Below are 19,951 nucleotides of genomic sequence, written 5' to 3'. Positions count from 1 at the left end.
ACTGATGACAAATTTTTAATATTTTTTATAAAAACAAACTCGTTTAATGAAATTAAACTTACAAAACTGGGTAGCAGAGCAAAAATGGACAAGATGGACAAAATAGCAAAGAAATTCCGGCTAGGTGCCAGCATCCTCTCTTTGTTGTTACCTCCTGTTCTCAGTCAAACCGCTTTTGCTGCCGCCGATAATTCGGATAAAATATTGTCCCGTCCCGTAAAAGGGCGGGATATTACCGTCAGCTTACCGGCTGAAAAGACTGTCAGAATAACTTTTGACCGCTATTCTGCGATGATCGATAGTCATAGATTTCTGATCTGGAGCGGGGAATTTGACCCTTTTCGCCTGCCCAGCCCGTCTCTTTGGCAAGATATCTTCGAAAAGATGAAAGCTATCGGATTTAATACCGTAACGATTCAATTAGACTGGGCTTATCACTCCCCTGCCCCGGGTGTTTATGATTTTAACGGAATCCGCGATATTGACCGCCTATTAAGCATGGCCAAAGTCGCCGGATTATATGTTGTTGTCCGTATCGGCCCTTATGCGGATGCCGATTTGTCGCGGGGCGGATTCCCCGGCTGGTTAACGCGCCAGAAAGTCGATGCTCGAAGCGATGACCCTGTTTATTTGGCCGCCGTGGATGAATGGCTGACGCATATTAATGCGATTATCAGTCGCCACCAATATGACGGGGATAAAGGCAACGTCATTTTGTATCAGGTGGAAGATCGCCTAGGGGACCCCAGCCCTGTCAAACGACGCTATATGGCGCATTTATATGCCAAAGCCCGGCATGATGGAATCACGCTTCCGATTTTTCATAATGAAAGCGGTCCTGTTGGCGACTGGTTATCAGTCGCCCGATCAGGGGACGATTCGGCCAACTTGATTGATCTTCACGGATTTTCGATCAACACAACCCGATTTTGCGATACTCAAAACCAAGCTTTGCGTGAAACCTCGCCGCCGGATTTGGGATATTACAATCTCGATAACACTGCCAACTTCTTAAAACGTCCAGCGACCAGCCTTATTACAATAGAGGATGGCAATGCCGATTATTGGGGCAGCAATGGACAATATAACTGTCTGGTAAACAGTAATGATGAACGCCACCAATCCTTGATATTAGGAAATAACCTGATCAATGGTTTGACTAATCAAACCCTTCGGATGGTCTATGGTGGTATCAATTGGGGCTGGCTAGGACAATCGGGGCGCATTACCTCATTTGATTACGGTGCACCGATTGATGAAGCGCGTAACCTTAGACCGAAAGCCGATGGTCTAAAACGCTTGGGGCAGTTTATCGCGGCGTTCTCTGATATTACTAAAATGGCACCGGGTGCCATCATTGTCCCGACATCCAGTCATGTTCGGGTTTTGCATAATGTCAATCCAGACACGTCTTCCCATCTTTTCTTCATAACCCATAAACCGGCGAATAGCCTTCACGACAGTAAATTCACCTTTTCGGTTGCCTTACCTGATGGCACCTACAGCATTCCAGAAGAAGGTAATCTCGAATTAAACGGCCACGACAGCAAATATCTGATTGCGGCCTTCAATTTGGGACGGAATCGTCTGGTCTATTCAACTTCCCAATATCAGACATCCATTGTCCAAGGGGAACATGACGTTGCACTTTTCAATGGTCGCCAAGGGGAAGCCGGTGAAACCATTTTACGATATGAAACCAAACCCCGCGTAACGGTTATCGAAGGCAATGCGCAATATTTCTATGATCCAGATCGCCATGATTTGCGGCTGAATTATATTCATTCAGGGCTTATCCGCATTAAAATCGAAAATGGCGGGCCTGTTCCTCTCATCCTTCTCATTGGTGACGAGAAAGAATCTGCTCGCTTCGCCCGCCTGTCCACAGAAGCAGGAGACGTCCTTGTGCGGGGGCCCAGCCTGATCCGCCAAGCTTCATCAACAGATCTTACCTTATCGTTAAGGGGGGATACTGCCAGTCAGGAATTTCTGGAAATCTGGGCACCGCCAACGATTACCAATGTCGAATGGAATGATCATCGTGTGAATTTTAGCCGGAATTTCCTGAATGGAAATTTCATCGCCAAGGATTTTTTACCAGAACCTGAAACCTTCAATTTGCCTAACCTCATGAATCTGAACTGGCAAGCGGCCGAAGGTACCCCCGAAGCGCGCCCAAATTTTGATGACAGCCATTGGCAAAAAGCTGAAGATATCAGCGATAATGCGATTATTCCGCCGCCGGAAGGGCAGCCGAACCTAAATGCAGATTCTTATGGATTCCATGACGGCGATATCTGGTATCGGGGACATTTTGTTGGCGACCCTCAAGCCAAGACCCTGACTCTCCATTATGGCGCGGGGGGCAGCGGATTTTTGCAATTATGGATGGACGGCCAGTTTTTAGGTGAAAACGAAATCGAAAGCGGTCTATCCCAGCCCTCAACCAGAAACACGGTTCGTTTTAAACTGCCTGATTCCGCTCAAAAAGCAGGCGATCACGTTTTCTCCGTGATGATCCGCCTGAATGGTCATCGTGAAGACAATGCCGATAATAATATGCAACGGGCACCATCGGGCTTGATCGCGGCCTCTTTAGCTGAACCCTCCAGTGCGGCCTATGCGGTACCGATCAGCTGGCGTATCCAAGGCAATGACGGTGGCGAAAATCTGATAGATACCGATCGTGGTGCGCTTAATAACGGCGGCCAGTTCGGGGAACGTTCCGGTTGGCATTTACCGGGATATTCGGACGATAATTGGACATCCTCGGATATAACGCATCTATCATCAACGCCTGGAACAACATGGTACCGAACCCATATAAAACTGAGCCTTCCGAAACAAAATGATATCACCTTGGGTCTCGCTATTGGCGAAGCTGATAAAATCCGCTCAAAAAGCCATTACCGGATGCTCATTTTCGTAAACGGATGGAATATCGGCCAATATATATCGCATATCGGACCTCAAAATGTCTTTTCGATCCCACCTGGTATTATCGATCATAATGGCGATAATATTCTAGCTTTGGCGGTTACATCGGATGGCACCGCTTTTGATAAAGACAATACCCAGATAGAACCTATACACCTTACCGTGCTGCATAATGTCCGTGGAGGCGTGCCGGTAGAAAAGATAGATGCCGCCAATTGGAAGGATATCAAAGAAGCGAAAGATCAGTAATAATATATCAAAACCGGGTATTAATTTTTATTTCACAAAAGATTTAAATAACTCTCCTTAAATTTTTTGCCGCAAATAAAAGAAAAATATCCCGATTCTATATAGACTTATTTTGATCGCGCTTTTATATATATTTTTATGTATTCCCTGCCCCTTATAGCACGCAATCTACGACTTATACGCCCTTAGGCGTGTCGATAGCTTTGCCCTTCTTGTTACAGCAAGGGCCAACGTCTAAGGGGTTACTTCATTAGTAAAAAACGGTTTTGCTGTCTGGCTGACATACGCCAGATGACAGAATGAAGAAGTTTTAGGGATAATCATGTTACGCAATCCGGCCAAAAAATACCGCGCATTTCCTGCGATCGATTTACCAGACCGCCAATGGCCTTCCCATAGCTTGAAAAAAGCCCCAATCTGGCTTTCTACCGATTTACGGGATGGTAATCAGGCCTTGGCCAATCCTATGAATGGCGAGAAAAAACGCCGTTTATTCGACCTGTTGGTCTCTATCGGATTGAAAGAAATTGAAGTCGGTTTTCCGTCTGCTGGTGCCACTGAATTCGATTTTGTCCGTAGCCTGATTGATCAGAATGCCGTGCCGGAAGATGTCACCTTACAGGTTCTGACACAGGCACGTCAGGAATTGATTACCAAGAGCTTTGATAGCCTCGAAGGTATCCACCGTGCCATCATCCATGTCTATAATGCGGTTTCGCCTGCATGGCGTCGTATTGTCTTCAATATGGAACGGCCAGAAGTAAAAAAGCTGGCGATTGCCGGTGTCACGATGCTGCGCGATGAAGCTGAAAAACGCCCAGGCACCGATTGGCGTTTTGAATACAGCCCAGAAACCTTTTCAACGGCGGAATTGGATTTCAGTCTGGAAGTCTGCGAAGCGGTTATGGATGTTTTGCAGCCAACCCCTGAAAAGCCTTTGACGATCAACTTACCGGCGACTGTCGAAGCCGCCATGCCGAATATTTATGCTGATCAGGTTGAATTCTTCTGCCGCAATATCTCGAGACGGGATTCGATCATTGTCAGCGTCCATCCGCATAATGATCGTGGCACGGGCATCGCAGCGGCGGAAATGGCTTTATTAGCAGGGGCTGACCGTGTCGAAGGCTGCCTGTTCGGCAACGGTGAAAGAACCGGCAATGTTGACTTGGTAACGCTGGCACTCAATCTCTATACGCAGGCCATCAATCCGAATATTGATCTGTCCGATATTGATAAGGTCATCAAGACCGTCGAATATTGCACCGAATTACCGGTATCCCCTCGCCATCCTTATGCTGGTGATCTGGTTTTTACTGCCTTTTCTGGTTCGCATCAGGATGCCATTCGGAAAGGTTTCGCGAAACGCACCGAACGGACGGCTGGTGAAGATACCGATGTGATATGGGATGTGCCGTATCTGCCAATCGATCCCGCCGATTTAGGACGTTCTTATGAGGCCGTTATCCGTGTGAATTCCCAATCCGGAAAAGGTGGGGTCGCATGGGTGATTGAACAGGATCAAGGCCTGAAAATGCCACGGCGTATGCAGGTGGATTTCAGCCGCAAGGTTCAAGAACTGGCCGATTCTTCGTCAAAAGAACTGGATTCTTCTGATATCTGGCAGGCTTTTGTTGACTATTATCACCTCGACAATAGCGGCCATTTCCAATTAGTCGATTTTCAGGTCAAGCAAGGCCAAGATGGCTATGCTATTATCGGCAAAATAAAAGCCGGTGATACTGTTCGTGAAGTCGAGGGTCATGGCAATGGTCTCATTTCCAGCATCATTGATGCATTGTCAGCGATAACCAATATTCGTCTGGAAGTCCTCGATTACCAAGAACATGCGATCAGCCATGGCAATACGGCTCAGGCCGCCGCCTATATCGAATGCAGCTTGCCACAGGGTGGCACTGTCTTTGGTGTCGGTGTTGACGACGATATTGCAACCGCTTCGGTTCGCGCCGTTTTAAGCGCCATTAACCGCGCCTATGAAGTTGAACCGCATACCGCAGGTTAATTTTCAAAATAGAAATTATTTTAATGGCTCCTCCTTTACGGCAGGAGCCATTTTTATTCTACCTAACCAGATCGCTCAAAATCCACAGTTGGTAAGCTTTTCTAGCACTATTCATCTTATATTCATGGACATTTCTCTCTTAGAAATGTTATGTTATCACATAACTATTTCACAGGGGGAAACGGGGATGATGGGCGGTTCCGAAAAATCGGCTATTAAATTATTCAAGTTATGCAGTGTTGCCAGCGTATTGGCTATTTCATCGACTCTTACCATATCACCCTCTTATGCAGCGGATGATACGCACTCCGTCGAAGATAATGCGACCTCATCTGAAAGTAGCGCAGAAAATACGGAATCAAGCGCATCCCCGACCGCAGCCGGTAAAGATACCATTCTGGTTACGGCACAAAGATTGAACGAAGCCCGCGCCCAAATTCAATCACATCTGGGTGCCACCGTTTATTCGATGGATCAAAAACAGATCGAAGCCATTCCCGGTGGTTATAACCAACAGATGAATAACATTCTGTTGCAAATGCCGGGTGTGACCCAAGATCAGTTCAGCCAAGTCCATATCCGTGGAGATCATAACAATCTTCAATACCGTATTAACGGTATTGTTCTGCCAGAAGGCATTTCCGTTTTCGGTCAGACCTTGGCACCCCGTATGATTGATAAAATGGACTTGATTACCGGTGCCTTGCCTGCCCAATATGGCTTAAGAACCGCTGGTATTATTGACATCACGACCAAAAGCGGCCTGCAAAAAAATGGTGGCACGGCCTCTATTTACGGTGGCAGCCATGGAACGATTATACCAAGCGTTCAATATGGTGGTTCAACGGGTTCAACCAATTATTATGTAACGGGTGAATATCGCCATACGGCCTTGGGTATTGATAGCATTGACGGCTCTTCGACGCCTTTGCACGATCATAGCAATCAGGGCAATTTCTTCGGCTATCTTGATCACATTCTGGATGACAGCAACCGGATATCCTTGATGGCGGGTTATTCGCAGCAAAACTTCCAAATTCCGAACCCGAAGAATATTCATCCTGGTGAAAACGGAACCACTGGTTTCGATCTGAATGGCCAAACCGATTACCGCAGTAATGATCTAAATGAAAACCAGAGAGAGCGGACAGGTTTTGCCCAGCTGGCTTTTATGCATGATTCAGGGCCTTTCTCGATGCAGGCCTCTGTTTTTGGACGCTATTCTTCGCTCGACTATTATCCATCGGTCACCGGTGAGTTGATCTTTAACGGTATGGCTCAACGGGTTACCCGCCGGAATGTGGCCTTTGGATTGCAATATGATGCCTCTTGGCATGTCAGCAAGCATCATACCCTTCGCGGTGGTTTCTTCTTTGATCGGGAACGCGGCAGCACCTTCTCAACCTCTTCCGTCTTCACCGCCGATAGTGACGGTAATCAGATTGGAACCGTGCCGTTATCCATCGTCGATAACAGTGGAAAAACCCAGCTCACCTACAGCGCCTATGTACAGGACGAATGGAAGCTGGCTCAAAATTTGACGTTCAATTATGGCGTCCGCTTTGATCTTTACTCCAGCTACCGGACTGAACACCAATTCAGCCCACGCGCTAATTTGACATGGCAGCCGACCAAATCGACCGCTATGCATATCGGTTATTCGCGCTATTTCTCACCGCCGCCCTTCGAATTGGTTGGCTATCGGACGATCAGCCGATTTACCGGAACCACGGGGGCTGCCACGGGCGTAGACAAGGCCACCACGCCTTATGCGGAACGGCAAAACTACTATGATGCCGGTATCCAGCAAAAAATTGGTAAAGACTTTACCTTTGGTGTCGATGGTTACTACCGGCGTTCGCATAACCTAATTGACGAAGGTCAGTTCGGTGAGGCTATTTTAATGACGCCGTTCAACTACAGTCGAGGTAAAATCTGGGGTATCGACTTTAACAGTAGCTACACCCATGGCGGTTGGCGTGTGTATGGCAACTTTGCCTATCAGAAAGCTTTAGGGAAAAAGATCAAATCCAGCGAATATAACTTCGGTGAAGATGATCTCGCCTATATCGCTCAGCATTATATCTATCTGGATCATAACCAGAGCTGGACGGCATCCGGCGGTATTTCCTATCGCTTCCACGATGGTGTTTTGAAAAACCTACAATTAGGGGCAACGGCTCTTTATGGCTCAGGGTTAAGAACCGATCTTACCTTGGCTAACGGCGACACGATTCCGAATGGAGCCAGCGTCACACCTTATGCAACGGTAAACACCACGATCATGTATCGTTTGGAAAAACAGGGTATCGATCTGCGCTTTGATATCACCAATATTGGTGATCATGTTTACCAGATAAGAACGGGAGAAGGTGTCGGTGTTGGCTTACCTTCTTATGGTTCTAGACGCGGATTCTTCTTTGGATTCTCGAAAGATATCTAACCGTTATGAAGTCATTCACAGGATAAGGCCTTGTTCCTTATCCTGTGAGGATTTAAATATCGAATTATGAAATTTGGTATCAGAAAACCCAGCCTTCGCAAAAGTATTGCGGCCAGGACATCTCCAACCCGTATTATCAAAAACAAACTCGGGCTCAGAATGCCTCGGGGTTGGGGGTGGCTCACTGATCCGAAAAAAGCGCTTTATAACCGCGTTTATAATCGAACCAGTTTTTCTATTTTTGATCTGATCAAAAAACTTTTAAAGTAATCTGACCAGATCAATCGCCTTATTTGATAGCTTTTTCCAAACGTTTAATGGCTTCTTCATGACCAATCAGGGATAACAAACCCGCCATATCTGGGCCATGACTTTGCCCAGTCAAAGCTAGCCGTAAAGGCAAGAATAACTCTTTTCCTTTGCGCCCCGTTTGCTTTTTCAAAAGTTCAATCCATTGTTTCCACGGATTGGATGACCAATCTAGCTCACCCGCTATCTGACGAGCAGCTTCGAGATAAGCCTTGTCACCCTCTGAAAAGGCCTCTGTTTCAATATCTTCTTTCACAACAGACCACCAGAAAGCCGCTTCTGGCAAAGCATCAATATTCGGACGGATAACTTCCCAACTATGGGCATCCATGCCTTCTGGTAAGCGATCTGACACTTGCTCATAAGGCGTAATATGCAGAATGCGGGCGTTCAGATGCTTTAATTCTGCCATATCAAAACGGGCTGGTGCACGGCTGAAATGGCTAAAATCAAAATTCTCAACGAGAGAGGATAAATCACTAATAACCTCTACCGGATCACTGGTGCCAATGCGGGCAAGTAACGCTTCCAAAGCGACAGGCTCGATATGCTCGGCTTTAAAATCGGCGGCACTATCTGCCCCAAATCGCTTGGAGATCTTGGCATCGCCACCGGTCAATAAAGCCATATGAGCAAAATCAGGCAATTCGGCACCCAATGCCATAAACATCTGAATTTGGGTGGCGGTGTTGCTGACATGATCTTCACCACGAACAATCGTCGTGATTTCCATATCAATATCATCAATGACACTAGGCAACAGATAAAGCCAGCTGCCATCCGCACGTCTGATCACCGGATCGGAAAGCAATGCCGGATCAAAACGCTGCGGGCCACGAATAAGGTCATTCCACGTAATCGTATGATCGTGGTCTAACCGGAAACGCCAATGGGGTTTGATTCCTTTTTCTTCAAACTCGGCGCGTTCTTCCACGGTCAGATTAAGCGCTGCCCGATCATAAATCGGCGGCAATCCCCGACCAATCGCAATACGGCGTTTTAAATCCAGTTCCTGAGGCGTTTCATAGCAAGGATAGAGACGCCCCGATTCCTTCAGCATTTCGAAACGGATTTCATATAATTCCGTACGTTTCGACTGGCTGTATTCAACATCTGGATTTATCCCAAGCCAAGCCATATCGGCACGAATAGCTTGGGTATATTCTTCGGTTGATCTTTCGCTATCGGTATCATCAATCCGCAAAACAAAGCGACCATTATGATGACGAGCATAAAGCCAGTTTATCAAAGCCGTGCGGATATTGCCGACATGTAAAAAGCCCGTCGGCGAAGGGGCAAAGCGCGTAGTAATCACAAAAAAACCCGATCAGGAATGAGAAGAACGAAATTGATGGGAAAGCGGATAACGGCGATCCCGACCGAAATTGCGGCTGCCAAGTTTGACACCCAAAGGTGACTGCTTTCTTTTATATTCGGATCGATGCAACAGATTTTCAATCTGCGCAACCAAAGCCGGATCATAGCCTCGGCTGACTAGATCGGAACAGGATAAATCCTCTTCGATCAATCCATGCAAAATCGCATCCAATATATCATAAGGCGGCAGTGAATCGCTGTCTTTTTGGTCCTCCCGCAATTCTGCGGAAGGCGGCTTGGTAATAACCCGTTCTGGCATGACATAACCATCCGGTCCCAATGCATTGGCGGGTTTATGTTTGTTCCGCCACAAGGATATTTTAAAGACGTCTGTTTTATAAAGATCTTTTAAAACGGAATAACCGCCATTCATGTCGCCATAAAGGGTGGCATAGCCGACCGCCATTTCGCTTTTATTTCCCGTGGTTAACACCATCGGAGAAAATTTATTCGAAATCGCCATCAAAACAACGCCGCGCAAACGGGACTGAATATTTTCTTCGGTTAAATCCGGCTTTTTACCAGCGAAAAGTGGGGCAAGCATGTGATCAATCGCTTCAACCGCTGGATTGATCGGAACGGAATCTAGACGACATCCCAACATCTCGGCACAAGCCTGCGCATCGTCAAGGCTTTCCTGACTGGTGTAACGGGAAGGCAGCATAACGCACCAGACTTTATCCGCGCCCAAAGCATCCACGGCCACAGCCGCGGAAAGGGCGCTGTCAATGCCGCCCGACAAGCCAAGCAAGACGCCAGAGAAGCCATTTTGGCGCACATAATCGCCAAGCCCCATCATCATTGCCTGATAGATGTCGCTGAATTTTCCGTCTTCACCCGTCGGAATTTCAACCTGCGCGCCAGTCTCACAAGACCACTCACCCGCTGCGTTATGCCAATGCGTCACAGAATGATCAGATTGCCATTGGGGTAGAGAAACAGCAATTTCGCCGTCACGATTCATAACAAATGAACCGCCGTCAAAAACGATCTCGTCTTGTCCGCCGACTCTATTCAGATAGAGACAGGGTAATCCCGTTTCCTTAACGCGCTTGGTAACAATATCGCGGCGAATAGCATATTTCCCACTTTCAAAGGGGCTACCATTCGGGACAAGCAGTATCTCTGCGCCTCTTTTTTTCAAATGGGCGCAAAGTTTTTCTGTCCAAATATCTTCACAAATAGGGATACCGAGAGACACGCCCTTAAACAGCACAGGTTCAGGCAGTGGCCCTGCTGAAAAAATCCGTTTTTCGTCAAAGGTGCCGTAATTGGGCAGGTCATGTTTATAGCGGATTGCGGCAATCTTGCCCTGATCCAAAAGGGCAACCGCATTAAAAATGCGGCCTTCATCCTGCCATGCGGTACCCACCAGCAAAGCGGAACCCCCATCGGCGGTTGCCTGTGCTAAACGCAGCAACTCTTCTTTGGCTGCGGCCAACAAAGAAGGCTTTAAAACCAAATCTTCCGGAGGATAACCGATCAATTGCAATTCTGGAAACAGGATAAGGTCAACACCCCCTGCTTCTTTTCTGATTTTCAGTATAGCATCCGCATTACTGCGGCAATTACCAACAGTTTGTGGAATTTGGGCTAACATTATTGTCAATCGGTCAGTCATGCTCTTCAGACCGAAAGCTCTATCTATCATGAAAGCAGCTTTCGGTGCTTTCCTCCTTAAAATTCAGGCAGATTTTAGAACAGCCTGTACAAGACAAAACGAAAATTTTTACGTTTGTTCCCTTTGCCCCAAAGGGTAACAAATGAAAAGAGATATCCCTTCCAAATTTTCGTTCATCAAAACCGCTCCTCCACCTTATAATAAAGGTAAAGCTTCCAATTCGGTTTTATCTCTTGATGACTTGCCTTTATAAATTTTTTAAAAGCTGATTTAGCCCTTCGTTATCTTTTTCGACCATTGCGACAATACTAAGCTGATCGTCTTTTTCACGACGGCCTAACAACAAGACGAAGTCTTTTGTGATGGGCCCTAAATCAACGATGGCTTGCGCCGGTGCTTTTTTCAAAGCTGCCAAGCTATCGCCAGCCTTTATCATCGGGAGAACCGGACGAACGGTTTTGCTGTCGTCAGGGTCACCGATATCGACGGCCGGTAATTCGGTAGAAATCGCTTGCAGCAGCGGAGAGGTTGACGCTGAATCAGCTTCAGACAGAATCTTCCAGTTCACCACACCATAAAGATGATCGATATGTTCGCCATCGGATGAAAATGGCATAAAGATACCGCGATAAACCAAGGCTTGGCCTGAATGATTTTTAAAATCGGCCTCAAAGCCGATGGGGCCCTTCTGCTCAATCACTTCAGAAAAATGCGAAGCGGTCGCCATATGGGCAATCAGGCTGCCTTCATGGGCATCCGAGATATGATTGACATGATAGGTCAGCTTATCCAGCTCGCGCAGGGCATATCCCAAAAACGCAATTTTAGGATTATGGGGATTTTCGCGAAAATCCAGTAAAAAGCTGTGCCGACCGAAATCAACGATGGCGGACGGATCAAAATCGCTCACCAAAGGAATCTTATGCCCGTTCAACACTGACAGCCAAAAATTATAGGCTCGTACATGCATCCGGCGATCATCAGAACCAATCGCCTTCATGACACCTTCGCCTCCGCTTCTCTGGAAAACCGGAGCCTCCATCTCTTTTTTCTGACTTTCCGTCATATTTTTGGGTCTTTGCCTTCGTGAATTTTCGGTAATTACGTCAAGTATTTGCGGATACGCTTTATCCACTTTCAAGGCGGAAGCGTAAAGCCAATAAGCTTAAAATATAGCTAACAGAAAATTATTTCTCTCTAATTGCAAAATTACTCTTGAGCTTATCCTCAAGGGTTGCTAAGAGCCACAACTCTGTTGCGCCGCTTTAGCTCAGCTGGTAGAGCATCGCATTCGTAATGCGAGGGCCGCAGGTTCGAGTCCTGCAAGCGGCACCATAGTTTTATGCTTAATCTTCTACCTTATCGGCTATTGTGATTTTGAAAAATCAAGATCGCCACCCTCCCTTCCAATTTTTAAACGATAATTCGCTTGGCTATTCTATTCTGCGCCATACAGATTCGGCTGTCGACAAAATTTGTCGAATATGAAAATCAACTTATGAATAAGCCTTGATGATAGATTGTAATCACAATCTACTCCGATAAATAAAAAGCATCTTTAAACAATTAAATCAACAAGTTGATTCTAATATTGACCATTGTTATCTTTTAAATGCCCCTATCGGTCATTATCTCTTTCATTCTCTTTCTTTAGAAAAAGTGTTAGATCGTTCCCATTATATGTATTGGGGATAACGGTCGTGCATAACTTCAATCATAGTATAATAAACGAATTAAGGGATAAGGTAGATAGTTTACCTCAAAAAGAAAAATTAATTACAAAAAAAGATATTCTGAATGAAATGGTTTCATCTATCCAAACGCTCCATAAAAAAGGCTACAGCCCCGATGAAATCGTCGATTTTTTTAAAGAAAACGGCATATATAGTAACAACGGATACATCATGTCCTTGATTGTTATGACCGTTTATTGTCACCCTACCTGACGAACATCAAATTTTTACTAATAATTAATTATAAAAAATATTAAATTCACTTAATAAAATAACAACTCCTCAATCGCATTTGAAAATTCTGTGTTTTAGAAACACGATTTTAAGTAGATATTGTTAAAAATTGATCTATGACCTTGGTTATTCTTTATATTCTGTTCTGATTATCCGAGGTTCTCTTGTTTAGTAGCGTATCCGCTGTCTTTTTTATCATTTTTTGTCTCATAATCCCGATCGCTACAATGGGCTTTTGTGCTTTTAAAGACTATCAACTCAAACGCCGTAATCCCGTTTCAGAACCCCTTTTGGCGCTACCGGGAGAAACGCTCCAAAAAAATCTTCATTTTGAAAATAACAAACTGATGGCGATTTGCTCAATTTCAGCAATCATTCCCTCTATCGTTGTTGTTATCTTAATGGGACAATGGATCAATCCAGCGCAAATACAGTTTCACTTTATTGACCTGTTATTGGGGGTTATCTGTCTGGCCTCAATGACAGCCTCCGTTTTCGCGACAAAAAAAATAATGGCCAAGCGGAAACGTTTAACCGCCGGATTGGTCGGCGAAGTGGCTAGCGCACAATATTTCACGCCCTTAGTTAGAGAAGGCTGGCTAATATTTCATGATTTATCTTTTCCTCGTGGAAATATCGATCATGTGCTCGTTGGGCCGACAGGTATATTCGCAATCGAAACAAAATATCGTTCAAAATATGCCGATATGAAAGGCAGCCAAAGTGCTTTGGCGGAATATGACGGCCACAGCATTATTTTCAGCGGCCGACGGCAAGAAGAACTACCGTTGCAACAAGCCAAAGCCGTCAGCACCGAACTTTCAAAATATCTAAAAGGCAAGCTGGGACGTTTCGTTCCGGTAAGGCCGGTTGTTTCTTTACCCGGCTGGCGCATTGAATCCAGCATTTCGGATATGGAGGTCGAGGTTCTGGTTCTTAATCCTAAGAATTGCCGCCGCCTGAAAAATCTCAGAGTCATGATTAAATCATCCGAGGTGCTCAATCGTATTCAAGCGGCCTTGGAAGAAATCGCGAAAAATCCACAAAAAGAACCTTTTTATAAAGCCCTTTTGAAACGATAATCATTAACTTAATTATCTGATTAAATTGAGTGATATCAAACGCAGATAGAAGGCAGGCGAAATGACCTCATTTCCGATAAATCTAGAAAGTCTTGTGAAAGAGGCCTTTCAGCCTGTCGGCACCGTTGTTTCAGAAAGAAAAATATCAGGCGCGGTTTTGGGCATCGTTACCCGCGATGGCAAACGGGCATGTCATCTTGACGGATTTGCCCAAATCATACCGAAAAAAGAAAAGCTGACCCGTCAACATTGGTTTGATCTGGCCTCTTTAACCAAAGTTTTGGCGACTACACCCGCTATTTTAAAACTGGTCGAAAAAAGGGTTATCGATCTTGATCAACCTTTGACCCATGCCATTCCTGACTTAAGGCAATATGAGGTCAGCACGGCCTATGAGCGGACGCTCACTTTTCGGGATTGCCTGACCCATAATACTCGGCTGCCTGCGGTCGAACCTATTTATACCTATGGCAGCGATCCCAATATTCTTCGGCATTTTATTCTACAGCGTAAATGGGAAACCATCAAAACGCCGGTCTATTCCGATATCAACTTCATATTACTGGGGATTGCGCTTGAACGGCTTTATGCTTGCCCCCTAACCGAATTACCCCAAGCAGATGGTTTATCTTATCATCCCCCTGCCCATCTGGCCGTTGCAACAGAAAACTGCGCTTTCCGTCATCGCATATTAAAAGGCGAAGTGCATGACGAAAATGCATGGGCATTGGGCGGCGCCGCCGGTCATGCCGGTTTATTCGGCACGGTGGATGCTGTGCTTGATTTCGCACAATCCCTGATGGATGGAAGTGCCGCTTCCAAAGAGTCTCTCAACGCTATTCGCAGCATTTCTTCCAATCCCAAAAGAACGATTGGCTGGGAATGTAAATTTGATAATTGGGCGGGTGGGCAGGCCTGTTCTGATCAAACCATTGGTCATACGGGCTTTACTGGCACCGGATTATGGATTGATTTTGAACGCGAAATTGCGTGGACGTTATTAACCAATCGCGTCCATCCGACCCGTTTTTCTCATGTGCCAATACAAAATATCCGGCGACAAACGGGTGATGCCATTATCAACGAATGGGATAAAATTCAGACGGGATAATTATTGCAGCTGGCATCTTTCGGCAATCATCGCGGTTGTTTCTTCAAGCGAAAGCCGATTGATTTTTACGCCTTTCGGGAACGCATCCAGCAATCTCGAAGGCACGGCCGAAGATAATAGCACAAAAGCGCCCTTATCATCCTGACTACGGATAAGTCGCCCGAAACCCTGTGCCAGCTTGGCGCGGATAATCTGGTCGTCATAAGCCCACCCGCCCCACGCCCGCCTGCGGGCGGCATGAGCAACCGTTGGACGCGGCCATGGCAAGCCTTCCATAATAACCAACCGCAAAGATTGCCCTGGGACATCAATTCCGTCTCTCAAAGCATCGGTTCCCAATAATGAAGCATGGGGATCATCCCGAAAAATATCGACCAATGTGCCGGTATCCATCGGGTCAACATGCTGGGCATAAAGCGGCAACCCCTGCCGAGCCAAATGATCGACAATCATCGCGTACACTCTTCTCAACCGTTGGATTGAAGAAAAAAGCCCAAGAGCGCCCCCCTTCGCGGCCTCCAATAAACGGACATAGCCATTGCTTAACGCAGCAAGATTGTTTTTCGGAATATCGTTAACAATAAATACTTCTGCAGCGTGGCTGTAATCAAAGGGGCTTTTGGCTTCGAAATGCAAAAGCGGAATACCAAGATGCTTGGCTCCGCTCCTTTTTTCAGCAGCCTCCCATGAAAGGACAGCTTCCGAATTTTCAGCATCATCATCGGGACTTGTCTGTCGGCTGACACCTAATGTTGCCGAAGTAACCAGTAGCCCATGCGATGGTTTAAAAACCTCTTGAGCAAGGGGATAGGTCGGATCAATCCAATGGCGATGAATACCGATATCATATTCCCGCCCATCAATCCGATCGATGGCCAACCAATCAATAAAATCGACTTCGGATTTTCCGGTTAACCGCCCAATCAAAACCAACCAATTAGAAAGCATCATCTCGCGGCGCTTTAAACCGTTCATCAAACCTTCTATTTTCCCTCGCAAAGCCGAGTTTAGCCAGTCCGGTGACTCCATAAGCAAGATTTCAAGCCGTTTGCCGATCTGCTTAATTGGATCCAAAAGCGAATGGATAGCGATTTGGCTCTCGCCTCCCGCTTCAGCTACGGCTTCATCGACATCAATGATTTCGCTCTCAAGGCTATAACCTTGCGCTGGTTTATTCGCTCTTGCCCTGACCATATTACGAATAGCCAGCAACAACTTTTCAATCGCATTCAGCGGTCTATCTTCCGACAAATTTTTCAACCAATTGTCCGAAGGTAACAGACTGGCTGCCTCTTTCAGTTCTTCAACGGCCGAGGCAATATTCTCATCATATCCGGTTATCTCGGACAAACCTTTTCGCCGCCGCCGATTACCTGAACCGGTTAACCATCGTCTTAATTCGCAGGCTTCTCTTCCGGTCAAAGCAGAAGCAAAAGTCGCATCAGCAGATTCAAAAACATGATGCCCTTCGTCAAAGATCAACCGACCCAAATTGCTTTCTTCACTTTTATCGCCTGTTGCCAAAAGCATTACCAAGGCATGGTTGGCAATAACAATGCGAGCCGTTTTGGTTGCACGGATAGCCCGTTCAATAAAACAGCGCCGAAAATGCGGACAAGCCGAATAGATACATTCGCCCCGCCGATCAGTCAGAGACAAAGCCCCATTGCGACGAAATAGACTAATCAACCATCCGGGCAAATCCCCACCAATCATATCACCATCACGGCTATAGGCCGCCCATCGGGCAATTAACTGAACAAGAATGTTGGTGCGATATTTAAAATTGTTTTGCAGCGCCTCTTCTAGATTCAGCAGACAGAGATAATTTTCACGCCCCTTTCTGATCGCAACCAAATTCCGATATTGCTGCGCATCGGGAAATATACGCTCTGCCTCGCGTCCTAATTGGCGTTGTAATGCCTTGGTATAGGTCGATATCCAGACCGTCCCGTCTGATTTTTCAGCCCATTTCGAAGCCGGTGCCAGATAGCCCAAAGTTTTGCCAATACCTGTTCCCGCCTGAGCGAGAAGAAAATGTGGTTCTTCTTCATTCTCTCTTGGATTAAAAATTTGGCTAACATGGCTGGCATAACGGCGCTGTTCAGGTCTTGCCTCGGCTGTTTGTCCCAGAATTTTTTCTAAACTTTCTGCGCCTTCTTCTGGTGACAAAGCCACCGGCCGCATTGGTGATCTTGGGGGCATTTCTTCCCATTCCGGCAAGCGAGAAAAAAGCCATGGCTCTGGATGAGACGGCTTTTTCAAATAAGGTTCAAGAAAAGGGCTCCAACTCCATTGGCGTCGAAATAAAGCGGCGGCACTATCCCATGCACCGCTTCGCTCTACCCAAGTCGGATCAGCCATCACATTCAGAAGCTTTAATGTAATCTGATGCAACGCCTGCGCTGCCGACATATCATCAGAAGGCAAGTCCAAATTCAAATAACGCGCCAAACCTGCTGGCGTTGGAACTGCAAAACGTGCCGGATGCACAAAGGCAAATAATTCGAGGATATCAAGACCGCTGATGTCTTCCACTTTCAAGCGGCTCGCTACCATCGGTGTGTTCAGGATAATAAGAGGCGTTTTTTGCAAAAGATCCAGCGCCGTTGAGCGATCCAAAGACTGGATATTGCCATTGGCAAAAGCCATCCATATACCGGCATGGGTAACATGCAGTGCCGGAGGAATACGATCTTCGGAAAAAAGACTATCTGTCACGCATTATTCCCGTATTAGAAGGCGACTTTACCAGAACAGACAATAGCTGAATGCTTTCCTAACTTTGATGGACAGGAAGACGGATTGGCCATTTAAAAACAGCCTAACCCTTAATAAATAAGATACATTAAAAGTCAGAATAGGGTCGTCGGCTGGAAAAGTCATTCCATTAGGATGACAGAAATAAAATTATTTCACCGACATAGATTCCTACCAATCAGGCTATTAAAATTTTCCGATATTCCCGATAATCAAAATTAAGGCGAAAGGGATACTTTGATTTTTGATATCCCTGTATATAGGAAGAAACCGGATAATTTTTATTCCAGACCGGCATCCTTGATCGGTCTTCTTTTATGATAACACAGGATCATATGACACAGGAAAACGCTCTTCGCATTGCAGCCCAAAAATCCAAAGCATGGCCTTTTGAAGAGGCGCGAAAACTGCTGAAACGCTATGCTAAAGCGGCTCCTGAAAAAGGATATATCCTTTTTGAAACCGGCTATGGCCCATCGGGTTTGCCCCATATCGGGACTTTCAACGAAGTTCTCAGAACAACGATGGTGCGCCGCGCCTATGAGATTTTATCGGATACCCCGACTCGTTTGATCGCTTTTTCAGATGATATGGATGGTTTGCGAAAAATACCGGAAAACGTCCCTAATCACGAAATGCTCGCTGAACATTTAGGCAAGCCGTTATCTCGTATTCCCGATCCCTTCGGCAAATATGAAAGCTTTGCCCATCATAATAATGCCATGCTGCGGGAATTTCTTGATCGTTTCGGCTTTGAATATGATTTCTATTCAGCCAGCGAACAATATAATTCAGGGGCATTTAACGAAACCCTGAAAGAGATTTTACGCAACTACAAAAAAATCATGAATATTATGTTGCCGACCCTCCGCGAAGAACGTCGTGCAACCTATTCTCCAATCCTTCCGATCAGCGACAAAAGCGGTATCGTCTTGCAGGTCCCTGTCGAAGTCGTCGATGCCGAAACCGGCTTGATTCGCTTCGAAGATGAAGGCGAAATGGTCGAACAGTCAGTCTTTGACGGCAAAGCCAAATTGCAATGGAAAGTCGATTGGGCAATGCGCTGGAAGGCGCTGGGCGTTGATTATGAAATGGCCGGAAAAGATCTTATCGATTCTGTGACTCAGTCTTCAAAAATCACCCGTGTTCTCGGTGGCCGTCCGCCAGAAGGTTTTAACTATGAAATGTTTCTGGACGAAAACGGTGAAAAGATTTCCAAATCCAAAGGAAACGGCATCGGATTGGAAGAATGGTTCCGTTATGGCCCTGAAGAAAGTCTGGCTTTCTTTGCTTATCGCGAACCGAAAAAAGCTAAATCTTTACATCTTGGGGTCATCCCGCGCGCGATTGATGAATATTGGCAGTTCAGAAAAAATTGGCATGATCAGGATGCCGATAAAAAATTGGGTAATCCGGTTCATCACATTCATAATGGCGCAGTACCGACTACAGAAATGCCCGTGCCTTTCAGCCTTCTTCTGAACTTGGTCGGCGTCTTAGGCGATGGTGCCGACAAAACCATGGTTTGGGGCTACCTTGGACAACTCCTGCCGGATGCGAATGCTGAAAAATATCCTGATCTTGATCGTCTGATTGGCTTTGCCCTCGCCTATCACAAAGATCATATCGCACCGACCTTGCATCGCCGCGCACCGACTGAACAGGAAAAGCAGGCGTTGAAAGATCTCGATGACCGTTTGGCCAAACTTCCTGCCGACAGTCCGGCCGAAGCTTTGCAGACCGAAGTCTATGAAGTCGGTAAGGCTTATTATGAGAATCAGTTAAGAGATTGGTTCGGCGTTCTCTACGAAACCCTCTTAGGTTCTAGCCAAGGGCCTCGCATGGGAAGCTTTATTAAGCTTTATGGACTGGAAAACACCAGAAAGCTCATTGCCGAAGCTCTGGCGAAATAAAGAAACTTTATTCTTTTCGGAGGGAAAACGGATCAAGTTTTCTCTCCGAGAGATTTTCCTCATTAGTAAGATTAATTAAAGATAATTTTGAAATTTCTATTTATTGAAGTTATATAATTTTAAAAATAAAAAATAAAATTTCATATATCTATTGAAATA

At 45.9% G+C, this 19,951-nt stretch carries 10 protein-coding genes and 1 tRNA gene; 7 read left to right on the top strand and 4 right to left on the bottom strand.

What is annotated here, in order from left to right:
* The first annotated feature begins 84 nt into the window (after window positions 1-84).
* From FBY58_RS04405 to FBY58_RS04395, 3 genes are all read left to right on the top strand, one after another.
* Entirely contained in the window at window positions 85-3,186 is a 3,102-nt protein-coding gene (locus FBY58_RS04405) for a beta-galactosidase (RefSeq protein ID WP_141919671.1), read from the top strand.
* 322 nt (window positions 3,187-3,508) lie between these two features.
* Window positions 3,509-5,209, top strand: coding sequence for a 2-isopropylmalate synthase (gene leuA, locus FBY58_RS04400; RefSeq protein ID WP_141919670.1), 1,701 nt, complete (start codon window positions 3,509-3,511; stop codon window positions 5,207-5,209).
* A 190-nt stretch (window positions 5,210-5,399) separates the two neighbouring features.
* The gene (locus FBY58_RS04395; protein WP_141920613.1) at window positions 5,400-7,652 is read left to right on the top strand and encodes a TonB-dependent receptor domain-containing protein; all 2,253 of its coding nucleotides are present in this window, start codon (window positions 5,400-5,402) and stop codon (window positions 7,650-7,652) included.
* Between the two features lie 289 nt (window positions 7,653-7,941).
* On the opposite strand, the gene gltX is transcribed toward FBY58_RS04395, so the two are convergent.
* The 3 genes from gltX to FBY58_RS04375 form a co-directional block, all read right to left on the bottom strand.
* Window positions 7,942-9,276, bottom strand: coding sequence for a glutamate--tRNA ligase (gltX, locus tag FBY58_RS04385; protein ID WP_141919668.1), 1,335 nt, complete (start codon window positions 9,274-9,276; stop codon window positions 7,942-7,944).
* A gap of 12 nt (window positions 9,277-9,288) precedes the next feature.
* Window positions 9,289-10,959 (bottom strand): NAD+ synthase, encoded by a 1,671-nt coding sequence (locus tag FBY58_RS04380; protein WP_141920612.1) that lies wholly within the window; start codon window positions 10,957-10,959, stop codon window positions 9,289-9,291.
* 247 nt (window positions 10,960-11,206) lie between these two features.
* A complete protein-coding gene (locus FBY58_RS04375; RefSeq protein ID WP_141919667.1) occupies window positions 11,207-12,025 on the bottom strand; it encodes a hypothetical protein in 819 nt (272 codons plus the stop codon).
* 193 nt (window positions 12,026-12,218) lie between these two features.
* Between FBY58_RS04375 and FBY58_RS04370 the strand changes: the two genes are divergently transcribed.
* The 3 genes from FBY58_RS04370 to FBY58_RS04355 all read left to right on the top strand — a co-directional run bounded on the left by FBY58_RS04370 (window position 12,219) and on the right by FBY58_RS04355 (window position 15,119).
* Window positions 12,219-12,294, top strand: a tRNA-Thr gene (locus FBY58_RS04370).
* Between the two features lie 859 nt (window positions 12,295-13,153).
* Window positions 13,154-14,008 carry a nuclease-related domain-containing protein gene (locus tag FBY58_RS04360; protein WP_260432094.1) on the top strand — a complete coding sequence of 285 codons (855 nt, stop codon included), beginning with the start codon at window positions 13,154-13,156 and terminating at the stop codon, window positions 14,006-14,008.
* Window positions 14,009-14,069: 61 nt separating this feature from the next.
* Complete coding sequence (locus FBY58_RS04355) at window positions 14,070-15,119, top strand: serine hydrolase domain-containing protein (RefSeq protein ID WP_141919664.1); 1,050 nt, start codon at window positions 14,070-14,072, stop codon at window positions 15,117-15,119.
* On the opposite strand, the gene FBY58_RS04350 is transcribed toward FBY58_RS04355, so the two are convergent.
* Entirely contained in the window at window positions 15,120-17,840 is a 2,721-nt protein-coding gene (locus FBY58_RS04350; RefSeq protein ID WP_141919663.1) for an ATP-dependent DNA helicase, read from the bottom strand. It lies immediately after the preceding gene.
* A gap of 374 nt (window positions 17,841-18,214) precedes the next feature.
* On the opposite strand from FBY58_RS04350, the gene FBY58_RS04345 reads away from it, so the two are divergent.
* The gene (locus tag FBY58_RS04345) at window positions 18,215-19,792 is read left to right on the top strand and encodes a lysine--tRNA ligase (RefSeq protein WP_141919662.1); all 1,578 of its coding nucleotides are present in this window, start codon (window positions 18,215-18,217) and stop codon (window positions 19,790-19,792) included.
* The last annotated feature ends 159 nt before the right edge of the window (window positions 19,793-19,951 follow it).

Source organism: Zymomonas mobilis (genome assembly GCF_006715975.1).
Classification (GTDB): Bacteria; Pseudomonadota; Alphaproteobacteria; order Sphingomonadales; family Sphingomonadaceae; genus Zymomonas; species Zymomonas mobilis_B.
Note: the sequence above shows the minus strand (reverse complement) of the source record. Positions and strands in the feature narration are given on the sequence as shown.

Coding starts and splice junctions, on each gene's coding strand:
- FBY58_RS04355 (WP_141919664.1), top strand. CDS start 14,070: ATGACCTCATTTCCGATAAATCTAGAAAGTCTTGTGAAAGAGGCCTTT.
- FBY58_RS04405 (WP_141919671.1), top strand. CDS start 85: ATGGACAAGATGGACAAAATAGCAAAGAAATTCCGGCTAGGTGCCAGC.
- FBY58_RS04345 (WP_141919662.1), top strand. CDS start 18,215: ATGACACAGGAAAACGCTCTTCGCATTGCAGCCCAAAAATCCAAAGCA.
- FBY58_RS04375 (WP_141919667.1), bottom strand. CDS start 12,025: ATGACGGAAAGTCAGAAAAAAGAGATGGAGGCTCCGGTTTTCCAGAGA.
- FBY58_RS04360 (WP_260432094.1), top strand. CDS start 13,154: ATGGGCTTTTGTGCTTTTAAAGACTATCAACTCAAACGCCGTAATCCC.
- FBY58_RS04395 (WP_141920613.1), top strand. CDS start 5,400: ATGGGCGGTTCCGAAAAATCGGCTATTAAATTATTCAAGTTATGCAGT.
- leuA (WP_141919670.1), top strand. CDS start 3,509: ATGTTACGCAATCCGGCCAAAAAATACCGCGCATTTCCTGCGATCGAT.
- FBY58_RS04380 (WP_141920612.1), bottom strand. CDS start 10,959: ATGACTGACCGATTGACAATAATGTTAGCCCAAATTCCACAAACTGTT.